Annotated in this window: 14 protein-coding genes; 4 read left to right on the top strand and 10 right to left on the bottom strand. The window is 70.5% G+C overall.

The window, feature by feature from the left end:
- Positions 1–23: 23 nt before the first annotated feature.
- The 7 genes from OG734_RS08290 to solA all read right to left on the bottom strand — a co-directional run bounded on the left by OG734_RS08290 (position 24) and on the right by solA (position 7,698).
- Positions 24–1,433 (bottom strand): aminotransferase class III-fold pyridoxal phosphate-dependent enzyme, encoded by a 1,410-nt coding sequence (locus OG734_RS08290; RefSeq protein WP_330286822.1) that lies wholly within the window; start codon positions 1,431–1,433, stop codon positions 24–26.
- Positions 1,430–2,296: an ABC transporter permease gene (locus OG734_RS08295; protein ID WP_330286823.1), complete on the bottom strand. Its 867-nt coding sequence runs from the start codon at positions 2,294–2,296 to the stop codon at positions 1,430–1,432. The genes OG734_RS08290 and OG734_RS08295 overlap by 4 nt, the downstream gene beginning before the upstream one ends.
- A complete protein-coding gene (locus tag OG734_RS08300) occupies positions 2,293–3,216 on the bottom strand; it encodes an ABC transporter permease (RefSeq protein WP_330286824.1) in 924 nt (307 codons plus the stop codon). Before OG734_RS08300 ends, OG734_RS08295 begins: the two co-directional genes overlap by 4 nt.
- 5 nt (positions 3,217–3,221) lie before the next feature.
- Positions 3,222–4,367: an ABC transporter ATP-binding protein gene (locus OG734_RS08305; protein WP_330286825.1), complete on the bottom strand. Its 1,146-nt coding sequence runs from the start codon at positions 4,365–4,367 to the stop codon at positions 3,222–3,224.
- Positions 4,360–5,433 (bottom strand): ABC transporter substrate-binding protein, encoded by a 1,074-nt coding sequence (locus OG734_RS08310; RefSeq protein ID WP_330286826.1) that lies wholly within the window; start codon positions 5,431–5,433, stop codon positions 4,360–4,362. Before OG734_RS08310 ends, OG734_RS08305 begins: the two co-directional genes overlap by 8 nt.
- A gap of 127 nt (positions 5,434–5,560) precedes the next feature.
- Entirely contained in the window at positions 5,561–6,550 is a 990-nt protein-coding gene (locus OG734_RS08315) for a succinylglutamate desuccinylase/aspartoacylase domain-containing protein (protein WP_330286827.1), read from the bottom strand.
- 5 nt (positions 6,551–6,555) lie between these two features.
- Positions 6,556–7,698, bottom strand: coding sequence for an N-methyl-L-tryptophan oxidase (gene solA / locus OG734_RS08320; RefSeq protein WP_330286828.1), 1,143 nt, complete (start codon positions 7,696–7,698; stop codon positions 6,556–6,558).
- A 262-nt stretch (positions 7,699–7,960) separates the two neighbouring features.
- Between solA and OG734_RS08325 the strand changes: the two genes are divergently transcribed.
- Entirely contained in the window at positions 7,961–8,707 is a 747-nt protein-coding gene (locus tag OG734_RS08325; protein WP_330293603.1) for an IclR family transcriptional regulator, read from the top strand.
- A 728-nt stretch (positions 8,708–9,435) separates the two neighbouring features.
- Positions 9,436–10,179: an IclR family transcriptional regulator gene (locus OG734_RS08330; protein WP_330286829.1), complete on the top strand. Its 744-nt coding sequence runs from the start codon at positions 9,436–9,438 to the stop codon at positions 10,177–10,179.
- Between the two features lie 356 nt (positions 10,180–10,535).
- Here OG734_RS08330 and OG734_RS08335 read toward each other — a convergent pair whose 3' ends face one another.
- From OG734_RS08335 to OG734_RS08345, 3 genes are read right to left on the bottom strand one after another with little or no spacing between them, the layout of a single operon-like run.
- Positions 10,536–11,975, bottom strand: a complete 1,440-nt coding sequence (locus OG734_RS08335) for an NAD-dependent succinate-semialdehyde dehydrogenase (RefSeq protein WP_330286830.1) — start codon at positions 11,973–11,975, stop codon at positions 10,536–10,538.
- Positions 11,972–14,839, bottom strand: a complete 2,868-nt coding sequence (locus OG734_RS08340) for an FAD-binding and (Fe-S)-binding domain-containing protein (RefSeq protein ID WP_330286831.1) — start codon at positions 14,837–14,839, stop codon at positions 11,972–11,974. Before OG734_RS08340 ends, OG734_RS08335 begins: the two co-directional genes overlap by 4 nt.
- Complete coding sequence (locus OG734_RS08345) at positions 14,836–16,104, bottom strand: aspartate aminotransferase family protein (RefSeq protein ID WP_330286832.1); 1,269 nt, start codon at positions 16,102–16,104, stop codon at positions 14,836–14,838. The genes OG734_RS08340 and OG734_RS08345 overlap by 4 nt, the downstream gene beginning before the upstream one ends.
- A gap of 293 nt (positions 16,105–16,397) precedes the next feature.
- Here OG734_RS08345 and OG734_RS08350 point away from each other — a divergent pair, with 293 nt between their 5' ends.
- Entirely contained in the window at positions 16,398–18,017 is a 1,620-nt protein-coding gene (locus OG734_RS08350) for a PucR family transcriptional regulator (protein ID WP_330293604.1), read from the top strand.
- A gap of 329 nt (positions 18,018–18,346) precedes the next feature.
- Positions 18,347–19,153 carry an SGNH/GDSL hydrolase family protein gene (locus OG734_RS08355; protein WP_330286833.1) on the top strand — a complete coding sequence of 269 codons (807 nt, stop codon included), beginning with the start codon at positions 18,347–18,349 and terminating at the stop codon, positions 19,151–19,153.
- Positions 19,154–19,215 lie beyond the last annotated feature (62 nt).

The raw sequence follows: 19,215 nt of genomic DNA on the forward strand, positions 1-19,215 counted from the left end.
GTTCCTTTCGAAAACGGGGTGGGTCACAGGCGGGCGGACGCCTCGACGAGGGTGTCGGCGAGGATGTCGGCGATCCGGTCGAGGAGTAGGCGGTCGCTGATCAGCGGGGGCGCGATCTGGACCAGCGGCGCCGACCGGTTGTAGACGCGGGCCAGGAGACCGGCCTCGCGCAGGCGGCGCGGGATCAGGTCGACGACCAGGTCGGCCCGGGCGCGGTCGCTGAAGCCGCCGCCGTCGAGATCTCCGACGAGTTCGCAGGCGTAGAAGAATCCGGCGCCGCGGACGTCGCCGACGATGGGCAGGTCGGCGAGGGACGCCATCCGTCCCGCGAGGTGGTCCTGGAGCCCTCGGACGTTGTCCAGGACCCGGTCCCGTTCCATGATCTCCAGGCTGCGCAGCGCGATTGCCGCGCTGAGCGGGTGGCCGGCGAAGGTGTAGCCGTGGTTGAGGACCGCACCGGGCCGGTTGATGACCTCGACCACGCGGCCGCTGACCAGGGTCGCCCCCATGGGGGCGTATCCGGCGGTGATGCCCTTGGCGACGGTGACCATGTCCGGGCGGGCGCCGTAGCGGTCTCCGCCGAACCACTCCCCCAGCCGTCCGAAGGCGGTGATCACCTCGTCGGCGACCAGAAGGAAGCCGAACCGGTCGGCCAGCGCCCTCAGTCCCTCCCAGTAGCCCACCGGAGGTGTGATGCACCCGCCCCGGTTCTGCACCGGTTCGGCGATCAGCATGGCGATGGTCTCCGGGCCCTCGGCCAGGATCTCGGCCTCCAGCTCGGCGAGCAGGTGCGCGGTGTACGCCCTGTCGTCGGCGAACTCGGGGGCCAGGCCGAAGCGGTTGGTGTTGGACACGAACCGGGTGTCGATGGCCGGCGGTCCGTACGGGTCCGTCAGGCCGGGGTCGTCGGTGAGGGAGAGGGCGCCGACGGTCAGGCCGTGGTAGGCGCCGCGCCGGGAGATCGCCTTGACCCGGCCCGGTTCGCCACGCAGGGAGTGGTAGCGGCGGGCCATCTTCCAGGCCGTCTCGACGGCTTCGGCGCCGCCGCCGGAGAAGAAGGTGTGCTCGATGCCGACGGGGGCTATCAGGGACAGGCGTTCGGCGAGCTCGATGGCCGTCGGGTGCGCGGAGCAGGACCACAGCGGGCTGAAGCACAGCTCGCGCAGTTGCTTGGCCGCCGCCTCGGCGAACTCGGGGCCGTAGGAGTAGCCGAGTTGGCAGCAGTACAGACCGGAGAGGCCGTCGATGTAACGTCTGCCGTTCGCGTCGTCGACATAGGGACCCTCGCCGCGCTGGACGACGAAGAGGTTCTCGCCCTCCTGGCCGAGCGAGCCGTTGGGGGTCATGTTCAGGAGCAGGTGTCTGGCCGCCGTGGCGGACAGTTCGCCGGCCGGGGTGCAGGTGCTGGTGCTGGTGCTGGTGCTGGTGGTCATGAGGTCTCACTTCCGGCGGGAACGCCCAGTCCCGGTTCTGTAGGCAGCAGGCCGTCCTGCTTGCCGGAGCCGCTGAGCCTGCGCACCACGCCGACGAGGCCGAGGGCCACGACTGCGACCGCGATGAGGATCGCGCTGACCGCGGTCACCGAGGGATCGACGTTGTACTGGAGGACGTTGAACACCTGGACCGGCAGGGTCACGGTGTCCACGGAGGACAGGAACTGCGAGATGAAGAACTCGTCGAAGCTGGTGATGAAGGCGAAGATGCCTGCCGCGACCATGCCGGGCATGGCCAAGGGCAGGGTGATCCTGCGCCAGACGGTCAGCCGGCCGGCGCCCATGCTGGCGGCCGCGTCCTCCAGCCGTTCGTCGATGCCCTTGAGCGTGGCCATGAGGATCATCACCGCGATCGGTGAGGCGAGCACGGTGTGACCGAGGGCGATGGCGACCGGGCTGCCGAGCATCGAGGCCGGCTCGAAGAGCAGGAACAGGCCGAGAGCGATGACCACTTGGGGGATCACCAGCGGAGCGAGGACCAGGCCGTAGACCGCCGTCCGCAGCGGCAGTTCGCTGCGGACCAGCGCCGTGGCCGCGGTCATGCCGAGGACGAGCGAGAAGACCGTGGTCATGGCGGCGACCAGGGCGCTCAGGGAGAGCGCGGCCGGCCACTTGCTGCCCTCGACGAACAGCTGCTTGTACCAGCCGAACGTCCAGGCAGCCGGCGGGAAGTTGCCGAAGGCGTCCTTGCCGAAGGAAGTGACGACGATGACGATGATCGGCAGGGCCAGGAACACCAGGATCAGGGTCGCCAGCACGGCCAGGGTGATGCGGCCGGCCAGGGTGGAGCGGAGCTCGATCATGACGCCGTACCCCGGTTCCGAAGGGCCTCGCCGGCCGACTTCAGCAGCCTGAGCAGCAGCAGTCCGGCGAAGGTGAGGAGCAGCAGGATGATGCCGAGTGCGGAGGCGCCGTTCCACTGGTTCTGCTTCATGACCTGCTCGTCGATGAGCGAGGCGACCATCGTCTGCTTCTCGCCGCCCATCAGGGCGGGGGTGAGGTAGTAGCCGAGGCACAGGATGAAGGACAGGACGCCCGCGTTGACCAGGCCGGGGGCCACCAGGGGGACGTAGACGCGACGGAAGATGGTGATCCGTCCGGCGCCCATACTGGCCGCCGCGGCGAGCAGCCGCCGGTCGATGCCCTTCATCACGGCGTAGAGCAGCAGGACCGTGTACGGGAGCATCACGGCGGTGGTGCCGATGACGACGCCGATCTCGTTGTAGAGCAACTCGAAGGGCGCACCCGGGAAGTGAAGATCCGTCAGGGTGTTGTTCACGACGCCGTTGTCACCCAGCAGGATGATCCAGCCGTAGGTGCGCACCAGGGCGCTGATGAAGTGCGGGACGACCACGACGAGCATTGCGAGGCCGGCCCACAGCGGCTTGAGCCGGGAGATCGCGGAGGCCAGTGTGAACCCGACGACCAGGGCGAGCAGGGAGGTCTCGGCCGAGATCCGCAGGGTGGTGAGCAGGATCTCCAGGTTGGCGCCGGCGAAGGCGTCGGCATACCAGTGCAGGGTGAAGCCGCCGTTGTCGCCCTTGAGGCTCAGCATCAGGGTGCTGAAGATCGGATAGACGAAGAGGATCAGGAGGTAGACGACGACGGGTGTGGCGTTGAGCAGTCCGAAGCGGGTGCGCCGGTCGGACAGCGAAGCGCGCGTGCGTCGCTTCTTGTGGGGCACAGGGGCGATGGAGCTCGGTGCGGGAGCCAGCACGGCCATGGTTGTCACCCCCCGCTTTCCGGGTCGGGGAGCACGTCGGGGAAGACACTGACGTTGGCGGGGTCCGCGGTCAGGCCGACGTTTTCGCCGAGTGCGGGGGCGCGTCCGGCGGGCAGCTCCAGGCGTACGAGTTCGGTGGCCGGACCGCCGACGGGGCGGACGGTGACACGGACGAGGGTGCCGACGTAGGTGACCGTCTCGACGGTCCCGGTACAGAACCCGTCGCCCGGCGGACACAGCGCGAGCCGGCCGGGCTGAACCGCGGCCCGTACCCGAGTTCCCTCCATCGCCGACTGCGGGCGGGCCTTGAGCAGTCCTCCCGTGTCGAGCCGTACGAGGGTGTGCTCGGACGTCTGCTGCTGGAGCGCGCCGGGGAGGAAGTTGGCCGCGCCGAGGAAGTCGGCGACGAACGGGGTGCGGGGGCGCTCGAAGAGTTCCTGCGGGGTGTCGAACTGGTCGATCAGCCCGTCCCGCATGACCGCGATGCGGTCGGAGAGGACGAGGGCCTCTTCCTGGTCGTGCGTGACGTAGATGACGGTCAGGCCGAGTTCCTGCTGGATGCGCTTGATCTCGGTCTGGAGCTGGTCGCGCAGTTTCTTGTCGAGGGCGCCGAGCGGTTCGTCCATGAGGATCACCGGGGGCCGGTAGACCAGTGCCCGGCACAGGGCGACGCGCTGCTGCTGGCCGCCGGAGAGCTCGCGCGGTCGCCTGCGCGCCATGGCTGACAGTCCGGCCATCTCCAGGGTCTCGCCGACCCGCCGGCGCAGTTCCGCCTTCGGGATGTCGCGCAGTTGCAGCGGGAAGGCGACGTTCTCCCACACCGTCATGTGCGGGAAGAGCAGGTACTGCTGGAAGACGAAGCCCAGGCCGCGCTTCTGCGGGGCCAGGCGGGTCACGTCCCGGCCGCCGACGACGATGCTGCCGGAGTCGGGCTCGCAGAACCCGGCGATCATCATCAGGGTGGTGGTCTTGCCGGAGCCGGAGGAACCCAGGAAGGTGACGAACTCGCCGGCGGCGATCTCCATGGAGACCTCGTCGACGGCGGTGACGCCGCTGTAGGTCTTGCGCAGTGCCTTCACTGACAAGGGCTTTCCGGTACCGGTCGCCGGCGCCAGCACGGTCCGTGAGGGCATCAGGTCGATGTCAGGCATGCGTCCACTCCTGCCAGCGCTTGGACACGGCGTCCTGGTTCTTGATCCACCACTCGACGTCCAGGTCGAAGCCGGACTCCAGGTGCCCGGGCGAGCTGGCCAGGTTCTCGGCGGCGGTCGTGGAGAGCTTCTTGTAGGCGGCCGGCACCGTGGGGGCCATCGGGTAGAGCTCGGCGTAGGCCGCCTGCACCTCGGGCCGCAGCGAGAAGTCGATGAGCTGGTAGGCGGCGTCGAGGTTGGAGGCGCCCTTGGGGATGCCCCATCCATTGCTCTGCCTGCGGGCGCCGTTCCACTGGTAGGCGAGCGGGGCGCCGCCCTTGATCAGCTCGTCGAGGCGGCCGTGCCACACACTGGAGGCGACGACCTCCTTGCGGCCCAGCAGCACGCCGGGCAGCGCGCCGGTGTCCCAGAACTTCCGGACGGAGCCCTTGATCTCGTCGAGGACCCTGAAGGCCCGGTCCACATCGAGCGGGTAGAGCTGGTCCGGTGCCACGCCGTCGGCGAGGAGGGCGAACTCCAGCTCCGGGTAGTCGGCGTCCAGCGCCTGGAGGCCACGGTTGCCCTTGAACGATCCGGTGTCCCAGAAGTCGGCCCAGGAGGAAGGTTTCTTCCCCCCAAATGCGTCCGTTCGGTACGCCATCACGCTGGCCCAGTAGTTCTTGCCGACCGCGTTGGAGGTCACGAGGGACTTGGCGATGCCGGCGTTCTTGAAGTTCTTCAGCCGGTCGAAGTCCAGCTCCTCGGTGGCGTCCTCCTTCTTGAACAGGACGTAGTCGGCCATCGAGTCGTCGATCACGTCGAACTGCGGACGGCCCTGCTTGATCTGGGCGAGCATCTGCGCGTAGGCGATGTTGACCACCTTGACCTGGATGCCGGTCTCCTTGGTGAACGGCTCGTAGATCGCCTTCTGGTTGGCCTCGCCGTAGGTGCCGCCGCTGTCGCGGACGACGAGCGTCTTGGAGCTCTTGCCGCCGCTGCCGACGGAGCGGCTGCTGCCGGTGCCGCAGGCGGTGAGCGATGTCGCGGCGATGCCTGCGGCGACGCCGCCGACTCCGCGAAGGAACACTCTGCGGTCTATCCGAACATCTTTCACCGGGGACTCCTGAGGGTGCGGTACGAGGGGAGAAAGGAGGGGATGTGCGCGGGGGGTGCGATGCGGTTCTTGCCGGTACGGGGGGCTTTGGAGTGGGGGTTCAGTGGCCGGGATCCCGCGGCGCGGGGGCGGCGATGGCGGCCAGCTCGGCGCCGAGGGCGACGGTCAGGCCGCGCATGCCGTAGAAGATCCGCCCGGCGGCCGGGGCGTGGACCTTGTGCTCGGTGCCGTCGGCCGGGTCGATGACCCGGCCGAGGAGCCGGCCCTCCGTCACGTCGTCGCCGACGCTGAACTCCGGGTACCACAGGCCGGTCGCCTCGGAGGTGACGCCGGCGGCCCAGACCCAGGCGCGGACGGCCGGGTCGTCCTGGGGCTTGGTCTCCAGGACGCCGAGCCGGCCCAGTACCCCGTACAGACCGTCGACGAGGCGACGGGCGGTGTCCGCGTCGCGTTCGCCGAGCTGGCCGGTCTCCACGAGGATCGCCGGGACGCCCTGGCGGGCGGCTGCCGCGTGACTGTTGCCGCCGTCGGCGTTCGTTCCGAAGATGACGTCCTCGATGCCGACGGCGCCGGCCATGTCCGCGGTCTTCGCGTCCAGTTCCGGGTCGCCGGTGAGGCGGTAGCCGACGAAGTTCTTCAGGACCTCGTCGATGCCGCCGGAGTGCAGGTCGACGTAGGCGTCGGCGCCGTCCACCAGGTTGGCGAACAGCCACGCCGCGAGACGCTCGGTGGGGCCGCCCTCCGGGTCGCCCGGGAAGACGCGGTTGATGTTCACACCGTCGACCGGGGAGACGCCGAGGCGTCCCTCGTAGACGGCCGGGGGGTTGGCGACGGGGCAGATGACGACCTGGCCGTGCACCTCGCCGGGCTCCAGCAGGGCGGCGAGCCGGGTGGCCGCGTCGATGCCGCTGAACTCGCCGCCGTGCACACCGGCCGTGATGAGGACGCGGGGCCCGGGGTTGGTGCCGTTGACGAGGGTGAGCGGGACGTCGACGGTGAGCGTGCCGAGGTCTACGGGCAGGGTGCCGCGGGTCTTGCTGCCGGGCTCGGCGCTGAGCGTGCCGACGAGGAGGGACGTGTTCGTGGTCATCGTCGTTACGCTTCCGTCCGGTCGAGGGTCGAGATGAAGTCGATGGGCTGCGGCGAGGCGCCGTCGAGCGCCAGGTCGGCCGCGATGTCGCCGAAGGCGGGCGAGAGCTTGAAACCGTGACCGGAGAACCCGGCAAGAAGGACAATATGCTCATTCCCTTGCCCGCCTGGCAACGGTCCGACCAGCGGACGGCTGCTCTCGGTGTAGCCCTCCATGTAGACGGAGAGCCGGGTCGGGTCGGGGTTCAGGTCCGGCATGTACTGGCCGATGAGCTCGGTGAAGACCTCCAGCTCCTCCGGCTGCACGGTCCGGTCCAGCTGGTTCGGGTCGCCGGCCGGACGGTGCAGGGCTCGGGAGAGGCCGAGCTTGACGGAGATGCCGTCCGGGGAGGGCAGGCCGTAGCAGTGGGTGGGTGCCGTACGGATGAACGCCGGGCGCTCCTCGCCGAACCAGGCGTCCGCGGTGGGCACGTACCAGGCGCTGATCAGCCGGCGGATGTCCACCTCCCACGGCAGGTCCGGGAGCAGGTCGTTCACCCACGGGCCGGGGCTGACGACGGCGGTGTCGAAATGCTCACTGCCCTCGTCGGTGCGGATCTCGACACCGTTCGCGACGGGCACGATCTCGCGGACCGTGGTGTAGCGGTGGATGCGGGCGCCGAGCTCTTCGGCGCGGCTAGCGGCGGTCTGGATCGTCAGCTCGGGCCGGATGAAGCCCGCCCGGCGGTCGAGTACGGCCGCGTCGCCGTCCTCGATCCGGAACTGCGGGAAGCGCTTGGCGAGCGCCTCGGCGTCCAGCACCTCGTGGTCCAGGCCGTGCTCGGCGATGGACTCGAGGACGGTGGCCATCTGCTGATGCTCGGTCGGCCCCATCAGCAGGCAGCCGGTCAGCCGGCGCAGTTCGCGGCCAGTGTCCTGCTGGAGCTGCTCCCACAGGGCGTCGGCGTGCTTGAGGAGCGGGACGTACCGGGAGTCCTCGAAGTGCGCGCTGCGGAAGATCCGGGTCTCGCCGCCGGCGGCGCTGCGGTCGTGGCCCGGGGCGAAGCGGTCGTACCCGACGACCTCGGCTCCGCGGGCGGCCAGTCGCCAGGCGGCCTGGCTGCCCATCGTTCCGACGCCTACGACGGCGACGCGCTTCTTGGCAGACACAAGGGGTTCCTTTCGTCTCCCGGGGCGTGGATGCTGAACGCCCGGTTGCGGACTCTTGGATTCCGGATGGACCGCGGCGCCGGGTCGATGACCACGTCTGCACTGTCCGGGGAAGGGGACTTCGTAATTGCCCCCTGCTAGCCCGTGCCACATTGTGGAACGATGTGCTAGGATCTGGCACGAGAATGACAGCCACTCCTGAGGGAGTCAAGAGGGTGTCGATCAGATATTTCGAGGATTAACAGGGGGAAACCGGATGGAAATGAAGAGCGTGATCAGGTCTCTGCGCGTCCTGGAAGCGGTCGCGCAGCACCAGCCTGTGACCGTCGGCGAACTGACCAAGATCTTCGGGCTGCCCAAGTCGACCGTGCAGCGCACCCTGGTCACCCTGGCCGAAGCCGGCTGGCTGCGCGCCAACCGCAAGGACACCACCCGCTGGGAGATCGGCGCCCGCGTCCTCGCCGTACGCCCCGCCGCCCTCCAGGGATCCAGCCTCTACGCCGCCGCACGCGAACCCATGGTCCGCCTCCGCGACACAGTGAACGAGACCATCCACCTCTCGGTGCCGGACGCGTTGCAGTGCGTGGTGGTGGTCGACCGCGTGGACTGTGACCAGGCGGTACGGACGTTCATCAACATCGGCGACACCTCGCCGCTGCATGCCACCGCCACCGGGCGGGCGATCCTCGCGCACCTGCCGAGGGCGGACGTCGAGGAACTCGTCGAGCGTGGACTGGAGCGCTTCAACGACTCCACGCCGACCGATGCCGCCGGACTGCGGGCGGAGCTGGACCGCGTGCGGGGGGACGGTTACTCGGTGAATCTCAACCAGTACCGGCCGGACGTGTGCGCGGTGGCCGCAGCCATCCTGGACGCGGACGCCACGCCGCTCGCGGCGGTGGCGATTTCGATGCCCGCTTCCCGGTTCGAGCCGGACCGGCTGCCCACGTGGGGCCGCCTCGTCGCTGACACGGCGACGGAAATCGCGGCGCGCCGCCTGGGCGGCTGAGAAGGGACGGCTGCCTGGCCCCGGCACGCGGCCAGGCAGCCGCGCAGGCGGAGCGACCCGCCGGGCGCCGAACCAGCAGCCGACCCGGAGGTCAGCGGAGCCCGCGCGCCGAGTACTCCTTCTGGACCACCTCTGAGAGCGCCGCGACGAAGCGGTCGAGCTCGTCCTTGCGCATGTAGATGTGCGGTGACACGCGGAACCCCCCGCAGATGCCGTACCTCGCGGTATTTCGTATGGACCTGGTGGGCCTCTCTCAGCTCCCGCTCCACGGCCCTGTTGTCGAGGTGGTCGATCGAGAACAGGGTGACGGCGCCCAGGTTCTCGGTGTCCAGCGGCGTGTGCAGCCGGAATCCGGGAATGTCCCCGGCGAGATCCACCCAGTAACGAGTCAGCTCCCGCAGCCGCTCGTGAATCCTCTGGACGCCGATCTCCTGGTGGAGCCGGGCGGCCGGCGCGATCCCCGCCGACCTGGGCGCGGGACGGCCCCGCGCGATGCGCGAGACGGCGCGGTCAGGGCGTGACCGCCGTCCTCGCAACGGCATCCGCGAGGTACAAGGTGCCGAGGAACTTCTCAGTGAGCGAGGCCGGCTCTCTCACCCCCGACTCAGCCGTGCCACATAGTGGCATGCTATGCTGAAATCTGGCACGAGAATGGCAGCCACCCGGGAGGGAGTCAAGAGGGTGTCGTCCGAAAATTTCGAGGACCAACGGGGGGAAACCAGATGGAAATGAAGAGCGTGACCAGGTCCTTGCGCATGCTGGAGGCCGTCGCCCAGCACCAGCCGGTGACCGTGGGGGAACTCACCAAGCTGTTCGGGCTGCCCAAGTCGACCGTGCAGCGCACCCTGGTCTCCCTGGCGGGAGCCGGCTGGCTGCGCGCCAACCGCAAGGACACCACCCGCTGGGAGATCGGCGCCCGCGTCCTCGCCGTACGCCCCGCCGCCCTCCAGGGATCCAGCCTCTACGCCGCCGCACGCGAACCCATGGTCCGCCTCCGCGACACAGTGAACGAGACCATCCACCTCTGCGTACCGGACGCACCCCAGTGCATGGTCGTCGTCGACCGCGTCGACTGCGACCATGCCGTACGGACCTACCACGCCATCGGCGACACCTCGCCCCTGCACGCCACCGCCACCGGACACGCCGTCCTCGCCCATCTGCCGGAGGCGGACATCGACGAGATCGTCACCCGCGGACTGGAGAGCTACAGCGACTCCACCCCCACCGACCCCGCGGAACTGCGCGCCGAACTGCGGCGCGTCCGCAAGAACGGTTACGCCGTCAACCGCAACCAGTACCTGGCCGGTGTCTGCGCCATCGCCGCGCCCGTCCTGGACGGCGACGGCAGCCCGCTGGCCGCCGTGGCTGTCTCCCTTCCCGACTCCCGCTTCTCGGCGGACCGGCTGCCCGAGCTGGGCCGGCTGGTCGCCGACACCGCAGCGGAGATCACCGCTCGCCGCCTGGGTTGACAGCCGCTCCCCTGCGCGCCCCTGGTCGAAACAGGGGCGGGTGCCGCGCAGGTGCCGCGCTTCATTCCGCATCGAGGTGGAGCCGAGAAACCGGTGCCTGCCTCCACGACAAGCCGGACACCCAAGAGCTCACGCTCGTTCCACCCGGACGCCGCACCCGGCAGCCGGTGAGGGCCATCGCCAACGCCCTGGCCGACACCGGGTGGTACCAGTCCGGGATGCCAGTCGGTGACGGCAAAGGGACACCACCCGGTGTCGCTGAAGGCCGTCTGCCCCCGTGCCCGGCGGTGTGGAAACCAGGCACGGGGGCGGCCCGTCGCGGTGCGCGAGGCGGAGGAGTCAGGGCATGACCGCCGTCATCGCACGGGCACCGCGAGGTACTGGTACTCCAGGAACTCGTCGATGCCGACCCGGCCGCCCTCGCGCCCGAGCCCGGACTGCTTGACGCCGCCGAAGGGGGCAGCAGGGTTGGAGACGAGGCCGGTGTTCAGACCGACCATGCCCACCTCCAGGCGTTCACTGACGCGAAGGGCGCGGTCCAGGCCCTCGGTGAAGACGTAGCCGACGAGTCCCCAGGGGGTGTCGTTGGCCCGGCGGATCACCTCGTCCTCGTCATCGAAGGTGAGGATCGCCGCCACGGGGCCGAAGATCTCCGTGTCCATCAGCCGGCTGCCCGAGTCGACGTCGGTGAGGACGGTCGGCGGGTAGAAGCAACCCGGCCCTTCGGGCGCGCGGCCGCCGACGAGCACCTGCGCGCCGCGCTCCACCGCGTCGGCGACCAGTTCCTCGACCTTGGCCCGCCCGGCCCTGTCGATCAGCGGTCCGACGTCGACGCCGTCCCGGGTACCGGGACCGACCACGAGCGCGCCCATGCGCTCGGCCAGGCGACGTCCGAACTCCTCCGCCACCGAGTGGTGTACGAAGAAGCGGTTGGCGGCGGTGCACGCCTCGCCCATGTTGCGCATCTTGGCGAGCATGGCGCCGTCGACGGCCTTGTCCAGGTCGGCGTCCTCGAAGACGATGAACGGCGCGTTGCCGCCCAGCTCCATCGAGGTGCGTACGACGGCGTCGGCGCACTGGGCGAGCAGCAGCCGCCCGACGTTGGTGGAGCCGGTGAAGGAGAGCTTGCGGATCTGCCCGCCGCGCAGGAGCGGTTCGCACACCTCTCCCGCACGCGAGGTGGTGACGACGTTCAGCACGCCGTCCGGCAGCCCGGCCTCCTGGAGGATTGCGGCGAGGGCCAGGCTGGACAGAGGGGTCTGCGGGGCCGGCTTGAGCACCATCGTGCAGCCGGCCGCGATCGCCGGGCCGATCTTGCGGGTGCCCATGGCCAGGGGGAAGTTCCACGGGGTGATCAGCAGACAGGGGCCGACCGGGCGGCGGGACAGCAGCATGCGGTTGCGGCCGTCGGGCAGGATGCCTCCGCCGCCGTCGATACGGACGGCCTCCTCGGAGAACCACCGGAAGAACTCGGCCGCGTACGCCACCTCTCCCCTGGCCTCGGCCAGCGGCTTTCCCATCTCCGACGTCATCAGGTGGGCGAGCTCGTCGGTGCGCTCGAGAATGATCTCGTAGGCCCGGCGCAGGATCTCACTGCGCGCCCGCGGGGCCGTACGGGCCCACTCCTCCTGCGCCTGGACCGCAGCTTCCTCCGCGAGTTTGGCGTCCTTGGCGCCCGCGTCGGCAACACGGGCGATGATCTCACCGGTCGCGGGGTCGTCCACGGGCATGGTGGCGCCGTCCGCGGCGTCCAGCCAGGACCCACCGATGAACAACTGCGTGGGTGTGTCGGTCATGACGTCTCTCCTGGTTGGTCGGCAGCGGGGTCGAGGAGCTCCGCGAGGTGCAGGGCCCGGAGGCCCCGGTCACCGGCGAGATGGTCGATCTGGGTGGCGCAGCTGAAGCCGTCGGCCACGACGACGGTCGGCGTGTCCTGGCCGATGCCGTCGAGGCGAGGTTTCAGGGCCAGGCCGGCGACGGCCATCGAGGTGTCGTAGTGCTGTTCCTCGAAGCCGAAGTTGCCGGCGAGTCCGCAGCAGCCCTCGGCCTCGTCGACCTTGCCCACACCCAGTCGGCGCAGCAGGTCGGCGGGGCGGCTGCCCTTGAAGGTGGCGTACTCGTGACAGTGGGTCTGCAGGACGACGTCGTCCGGCAGCTCGGGAGGCATCCAGTCGGCGGCGGCCAGGTCGGTCAGGGCGCCCGTGAAGGTGTGAACGCGGTCCGCGACCCGACGGGCGGCGTCCGTCCCGAGAAGCTCGGGCACGTCGCGCTTGAGCGCGGCGGCACAGCTCGGTTCGGCCACGATGATGGGCCGTTCGTCGCCGTTGTCGAGGTGAGCGACCGTACGGGCCATGATTTTGCGGGCCACGGAGAGCTGGCCGGTGCTGACCCAGGTCAGACCGCAGCACAAGCCGTCCTGAGCCGTGCAGGGGATTCCCGCGTCGGCGAGCACGCGGCTCGCGGCTCCCGCGACCTCGGGACGGAAGGCGCGGGTGAAGCTGTCGACGAAGAGCAGGGCCTTCGCCGGTTCGCCGCTCTTCGCCTTGCGCAGGACCCGGCGCAGGCTGCGCCGGGGGGCGAAGGCGGGGATCCTGCGCTTCGTCGTGACGCCTCCAAGACGGGCGAGCAGTGTGCCGATCGGTCCGCGCAACAGGACGTTGAGAGGACGGGCGGCGTATCCGGCGAGGGCGGAGGTCAAGGGCAGCCAGCCCAGCGAGTAGTGGGAGCGCGGCCGGATCCTGCCCTTGTAGTGCTGGTGCAGGAACTCCGCCTTGTAGGTGGCCATGTCGACGCCGACCGGGCAGTCGCTGGAGCATGCCTTGCAGGACAGGCACAGGTCGAGGGCGTCCCGTACCTCCGTGGACCGCCAGCCGTCCTGAATGGTCTCGCCGCGCACCATCTCCTGGAGGAGGCGGGCCCGGCCCCGCGTGGAGTCGTTCTCCTCGCCTGTGGCCCGGTAGCTGGGGCACATCACGCCGCCCGCGTCGCTGCGACATCGGCCGACGCCGACGCAGCGGCGGGCCGCGCCCGCGAAGCCGTCCTCGTCGTGCGGGAAGGTGAACTCCGTGGCCAGGGGCTGGATCTGGTGCAGCGCGAGATCGGCGTCGAGCGGGGCCGGCGCCACTATGACGCCCGGGTTCAGCAGCCCCTCGGGGTCGAAGACCTCCTTGAAGGCGGCGAACGCCCGGATCATCCGGTGGCTGTACATGACCTCCAGCAGCTCACCGCGGGCCCGTCCGTCACCGTGCTCGCCCGACAGTGTCCCGCCGTGCGCGACGACCAGGGCGGCCGCCTCGTGCAGGAAGCGGCGGGCGGCGGCGCGGCCCTCGTCCGTGGCGAGGTCGAAGTCGATGCGCACGTGGACGCATCCGGCGCCGAAGTGCCCGTACATCACACCCGTGAGCCCGTGATCGGCCAGCAGCCTGCGGAAGTCCCGCAGGTATCCGGCGAGGTTCTCGGGCGCCACCGCCGAGTCCTCCCAGCCCGGCCACGACTCTCCGCCGTCGACGAGGCGGGCGGCCAGGCCGGCCCCGTCCTCGCGGACCCGCCACAAGGAGCGCCGCTCGGACGCGCTCTCCACAACCCGCCCGCCGGTCGTCCGACCCTGTGCCTTGAGCACGTCGAGGAGCTCGGCCGCGCGCGTATTGACCGTGGCCTGGTCGTCGCCGTCGAGCTCGACGTACAGCCAGGCGCGCCCCTCGGGCAGTCCCGTGACGGAGTCGGGGCCGCGGCGGGCGCGCATGGTGGCGACGATCGCCTCGTCCATGCCCTCGACGGCGGTCGGATTCCACCGCAGGATCTCCGGCACATCCTCGGCCGCGTCGACGACGTCGTCGTAGCCGAGGGTCAGCAGCGCCGAAGCCTGTGCAGTCGCCACCAGGCGGACCGTCGCGGCGGTGACGACCGCACAGGAGCCCTCGGTGCCGACCAACGCGCGGGCCATGTCGAAGCCGCGCTCGGGCAGCAGGTGGTGCAGCTGGTAGCCGGAGACCTGACGGGGGATCTGGCCCAGCTCGGTCCTGATCGGCCCCAGGTTGTCGCCGATCAGGCGTCGTACGTCCGCTTCGAGGCGGGTGACGTGGTCGGTGTCGCGTGGGTCGGTCGGGTGCAGGCCGGTACGGTCGGCGACGGCCCGCACGCCGTCGGCCGTCACGATCTCCAGCGCCTCGATGTGGCTGCTGGTCCGTCCGTGCCGCACGGACCGGTTGCCGCACGCGTCGTTGCCGACCATCCCGCCGATGGTGCAGCGGCTGTGCGAGGACGGGTCGGGGCCGAAAGACAGCCCGTGCAGGGCGGTCGCGCTCTGCAGCGCGTCGAGGACGACTCCGGCCTCGACACGCGCGGTCCCGCCGGCCGGGTCGATGTCCAGGATCCGGTTCATGTACCGGGAGAAGTCCAGGACGACGCCCGGCCCGACCGCGTTGCCGGCCATGCTGGTGCCGCCGCCGCGCGCGGTGATGGGGACGCCCGTCTCCTTACAGGCCCGCAGCACCGCGACCACGTCGTCGGCGCTGCGGGGGAAGGCCACAGCCTGCGGGGGGACACGGTAGTTGGAGGCGTCGTAGGCGTACGGGCCGAGGGCGCCCGGGCCGGATTCCACCCGCAGGCCGGGAGCCGTCTCGGTGAGGCGGGCGGTCAGCCGCGCCGCGCTGTCGCTCATCGCGGCGATGCTCCTGAGGTACCGGCTTCCACAGCGGTCGCCCACGCCTGGAGGCCCTCGTCAACCGCCGTCTCGTCGATGACGAGGGCCGGGATCATCCGTACAACCTGGTTCCAGGCGCCGCACAGCAGCAGGAGCAGGCCCTCGTCGATGGCGGCGCGCTGCACGCGGGCGGCGGTCTCGGGGTCGGGGCTGCCGTCCTCGGTGACGAACTCGGTGGCCAGCATCAGCCCGAGGCCCCGCACGTCGCCGATGCCCGGCGTCCGGTCGGCCACCGCCTCCAGACCGTGTCGCAGCCGCTCGCCCATCGCCTCGGCGTTCTCGACGAGCTTCTCGTCGCGTACGACGTCGAGGGTGGCGCAGGCCGCGGCGCAGGCCACGGCGTTGGCGCCGTACGTGCCACCCTGCGAGCCCGGCCACGCCTTGGCCATCAGCTCCTCGGAGGCGGCGATCCCGGACAGCGGGAAGCCGCTGGCCAGACCCTTGGCAGTGACGAGGATGTCGGGCGTGACACCGAAGTGGTCATGCCCCCAGAAGCGGCCGGTGCGGCCGACGCCGGTCTGCACCTCATCGAGGATCAGGAGGAACCCGTGGCGGTCCGCGCGCTCCCGCAGCCCTTCCATGAAGACCCGGTTGGCAGGCACGTACCCACCTTCGCCGAGCACCGGCTCGACGATGATCGCGGCTGTGTCGGCGGGCGAGGAGATCGTCTGGAGCGTGTAGTCGAGCTCCTGCAGGGCGAAGCGGGTGGCGGTCTCCTCGTCCCAGCCGTAGCGGTAGGCCGACGGGAACGGGGTGACGACCACCCCGCTCATCAGCGGCGAGAACCCGGAGCGGAAGCGGGTACCCGAGGTGGTCATGGAGGCGGCGGCGACCGTACGGCCGTGGAAGCCGCCGTGACACACGATGACGTTCGGCCGGCCGGTGGCCTGGCGGGCCAGACGCAGCGCGGCCTCGACGGCCTCGCTGCCGGAGTTGGTGAAGAACAGGCTGTCCAGGCCGGCCGGCAGCACCTCGCCGAGCTTGTCGACGAGGCGGCGCAGGGGCTGGTGCATGACCGTCGTGTACTGGCCGTGGATCAGCGTGCCTACCTGCTCCTGCGCCGCCGCCACGACCCTGGGGTGGCAATGCCCGGTGCTGGTCACGCCGATACCCGCGGTGAAGTCGAGGTAGCGGCGGCCGTCCTGGTCGAAGAGGTGGACGCCCTCGCCCCGGGCCGCCACGACGGGCGTGGCCTGGCGAAGGTGCGGCGACAGTGCGGTCATGGTCGTCTCCCGGCGTGGGTCGTCGGACTGGTGCGCTCTGCCGAGCATCTCCGCCGCCCGGCGGCGAGCCAACGCGCGATCTGTCCGGTACGGGCCCGCTGTTCGGACGTTGTGTCAAGCACGGGCCGGAAATGCGGCGCTCACTGCCTCATCCACCGAGGCAGGGCTGCCCTTGCGCAGGTCAGCAAGGCTTGTCACAGTGGCCGGGCACTCCCCCTCTCGGCTTCGCTCGGGCGGGGCACCCCCATGGAGACACCGTGAACGACAGCCGTTCGACGGCACGACCGCCGGACATGGGCGGCCCGGACAGCACCCCGCCCGCCCGCGCCCTCACCATCGCCGACGTCCTTGCTCTGCCCGTCCTGGCCGCCGGCCAGCCCCAGGTCGTGACCGGCGTGACCTTGCTCGACCGGCCGGTCCGCTGGGTCCACATCACCGAGCTGACGGATCCCGCGTCCTTCCTCAAGGGCGGCGAACTCGTCCTGACCACCGGCATGCCCCTGCCCGAGGAGTCCGCAGGCATCCAACGCTACGTCGACGAACTCGCCCGCATCGGGGCGGCGGCCCTGGTCATCGAACTCGTACGGCGCTACCACCGCCCGCCCGACGCACTCGTCCATGCCTGCCGCACCCGCGGGCTGCCCCTGATCACCCTCACCAAGGACGTCAACTTCCTCGAGGTCACCCAGGTCGTCCACGGCCTCATCCTCGGCAACCAGGCCGAGGCGATGCGCCGCACCCAGCGCGTCCACGAGGCGTTCACGACGCTGACCCTGCGCGGCGCCGGACCCGAGGACGTCATGCGCGCGGCAGCCGAGATGAGCGGCCGCACGGTCGTCCTGGAAAATCTGGTCCACCAGGCACTGATCTGCGAACCCTCCGGCGCCACCCTGGAGGAAGCGCTCACCGACTGGGAGCAGCGCTCGAGAGCAACCCCGCCCGGCGACCGCACGAGCCGACGCGGCCCGGAAGGCTGGCTCACGGCATCGGTCGAGTATCAAGGTGAACGTTGGGGCCGCGTGGCCATGCTGCCCGTCCCCACCATCGAACCGGCCTTCGGACCGGAGCACATCACCGTCCTGGAAAGGACGGCGATGGCCCTGACCGTCGCGCGCCTCACCCACCCGACCCCCTGGGAAAGCACAGCGCACCGCAACGCTCTGCGCGACCTCGTCGAGCAGCGCCACCGCTCCGCAGCGGACGCCTGCGCCCGGCTGGCCGCACTGGGCCTGCCCGCCGAGAACAGCCGCTTCCTCACGGTCGTGGTGGACCTCCCCGCAAAAGACACCACAACGCATGCCGAGGCCCTCCTCTCCCAAGTCCTGCACGCCACGGGAATCCCGGCGCTCATCGGCGAACTGACCCCCGGCCGCCTGGGAGTACTGCTCGCCCTGAGCCCCTCACACCCCTGGCAACCCGCGGTCGAACGGCTGAGCCACGTGGCGCGCGACCTGTCCCCGAGGGCCGTCGTGAGCGTCGGCTTGGAGGTCGACCACCTCACTGACACTCCCCGTTCCTTTCATCAGGCGAGCCGCGTGGCCGAGGCCACCCCGCCCGACCAGCCTCTGCCCCCGGGCCGCTCCTTCCACGAACTCCGCGATGTCGACCTGCGCCGCCTGCTGTACGCGCTCCGCGAGGACACCCGGATCCAGGGATACGCCGAACGACGACTCGGCCGCCTCCTCGATCACGACGCCCGACACGGCACCGACCTGCTGACGACCCTCCGCCACTACCTCGACGTGGCCGGCAACAAAACCAGCGCCGCCCGCCGCGGCGGGCTGTCCCGCGAGACGTTCTACCAACGCCTGCGCACCATCGAGCGCCTGCTGGACTGCGACCTCGAATCCGGCGAACAGCGCACCGCATTGCACGTGGCCCTGATGGTGCTGGACGTCTTGCGCACCGGCTGACCCTGTACCTCGCCCGCGGATGTTCCGTCGAGGAACCGCCGCGCCTTGTGCCTGCCGTTGCGACCCGGGCGCTCAGATGCCGGCGCAGACCGTGGTCGGTGCTCGGGCCTGAAGAGGGAATGGGCGGTGAGGTCGGCGCGGGACCAAGGTGGTGGACTGCGGCGGTGGACCGCCCTCGACGGCCTCAGCTCCTGCCTGAGCGGCGTCACTTTGCAGGAAGGTGAGCCCGCAGCTATCCTCATATTCAACAATGCGACTAGGTGCCTAGTTGTTTAGCGATGGCCGTGTGCCACCCCCATCAGCAGCGTTGACGAGAGGCGGTCGGCCCCGTGTCGAGCAGTGGGTATCTGCGCTATGTCGCCCTGGGCGACAGTCACACCGAGGGGCTCGGGGACGGCGACGACGTCCGTGGTCTTCGGGGCTGGGCGGACCGGCTCGCCGAGCAGGTCGCCCGCCACAGCCCCGGCCTGCGCTACGCCAACCTCGCGGTGCGCGGCCGTAAGGCCGGTCAGGTGCGCGTCGAGCAGCTGGCTCCGGCTCTCGCGATGCGGCCCGACCTCGCCACCGTGGTGGCTGGGGTCAACGACGTGTTGCGCCCGGGCTGCGACCTCGACGAGGTGGCCGGCCATGTCGAGGCGATGTTCGCCGCCCTCACCGCGCAGGGCGCCACCGTCGCGACCCTCATGTTTCCCGATGTCGGGCGTATCACGCCGTTGGCCCGCCCGATCGGTCACCGGGTTCTCGCACTCAACGCACGCATCCGGGAGGCCGCCGACCGCCACGGTGTGGTGGTGGCGGAGACGGCCGCGCACGCGGCGGCGACCGATCCGCGGTTGTGGAGTGCTGACCGGCTGCACGCCGGCCCGCTGGGGCACGCGCGCATCGCGGCTGCCGTGGCCCATGCGCTCGCTCTGCCGGACAGCGACGACACATGGACCCTCCCCCTTCCGGCCGAGAGGACAGGCATCTCCGGCTGGAGGACCGTGGGTGCCGAACTGCGCTGGGCCGGCACCTTCCTCGGCCCCTGGGTCGGCCGCCGCCTGCGTGGCCGCTCCTCCGGCGACGGCCGCCAGGCCAAGCGGCCGACCCTGCTTCCGGTGGCCGCGTCCACCGGGGACACCTCCTCAGCCGTGTGAGGCTCCGCCCGCGACGACGCCGGCGGCTCCTCCTGCTGCACGTCTCTCTTCCTCGTACCGGA

This window comes from Streptomyces sp. NBC_00576 (genome assembly GCF_036345175.1).
Classification (GTDB): domain Bacteria; phylum Actinomycetota; class Actinomycetes; order Streptomycetales; family Streptomycetaceae; genus Streptomyces.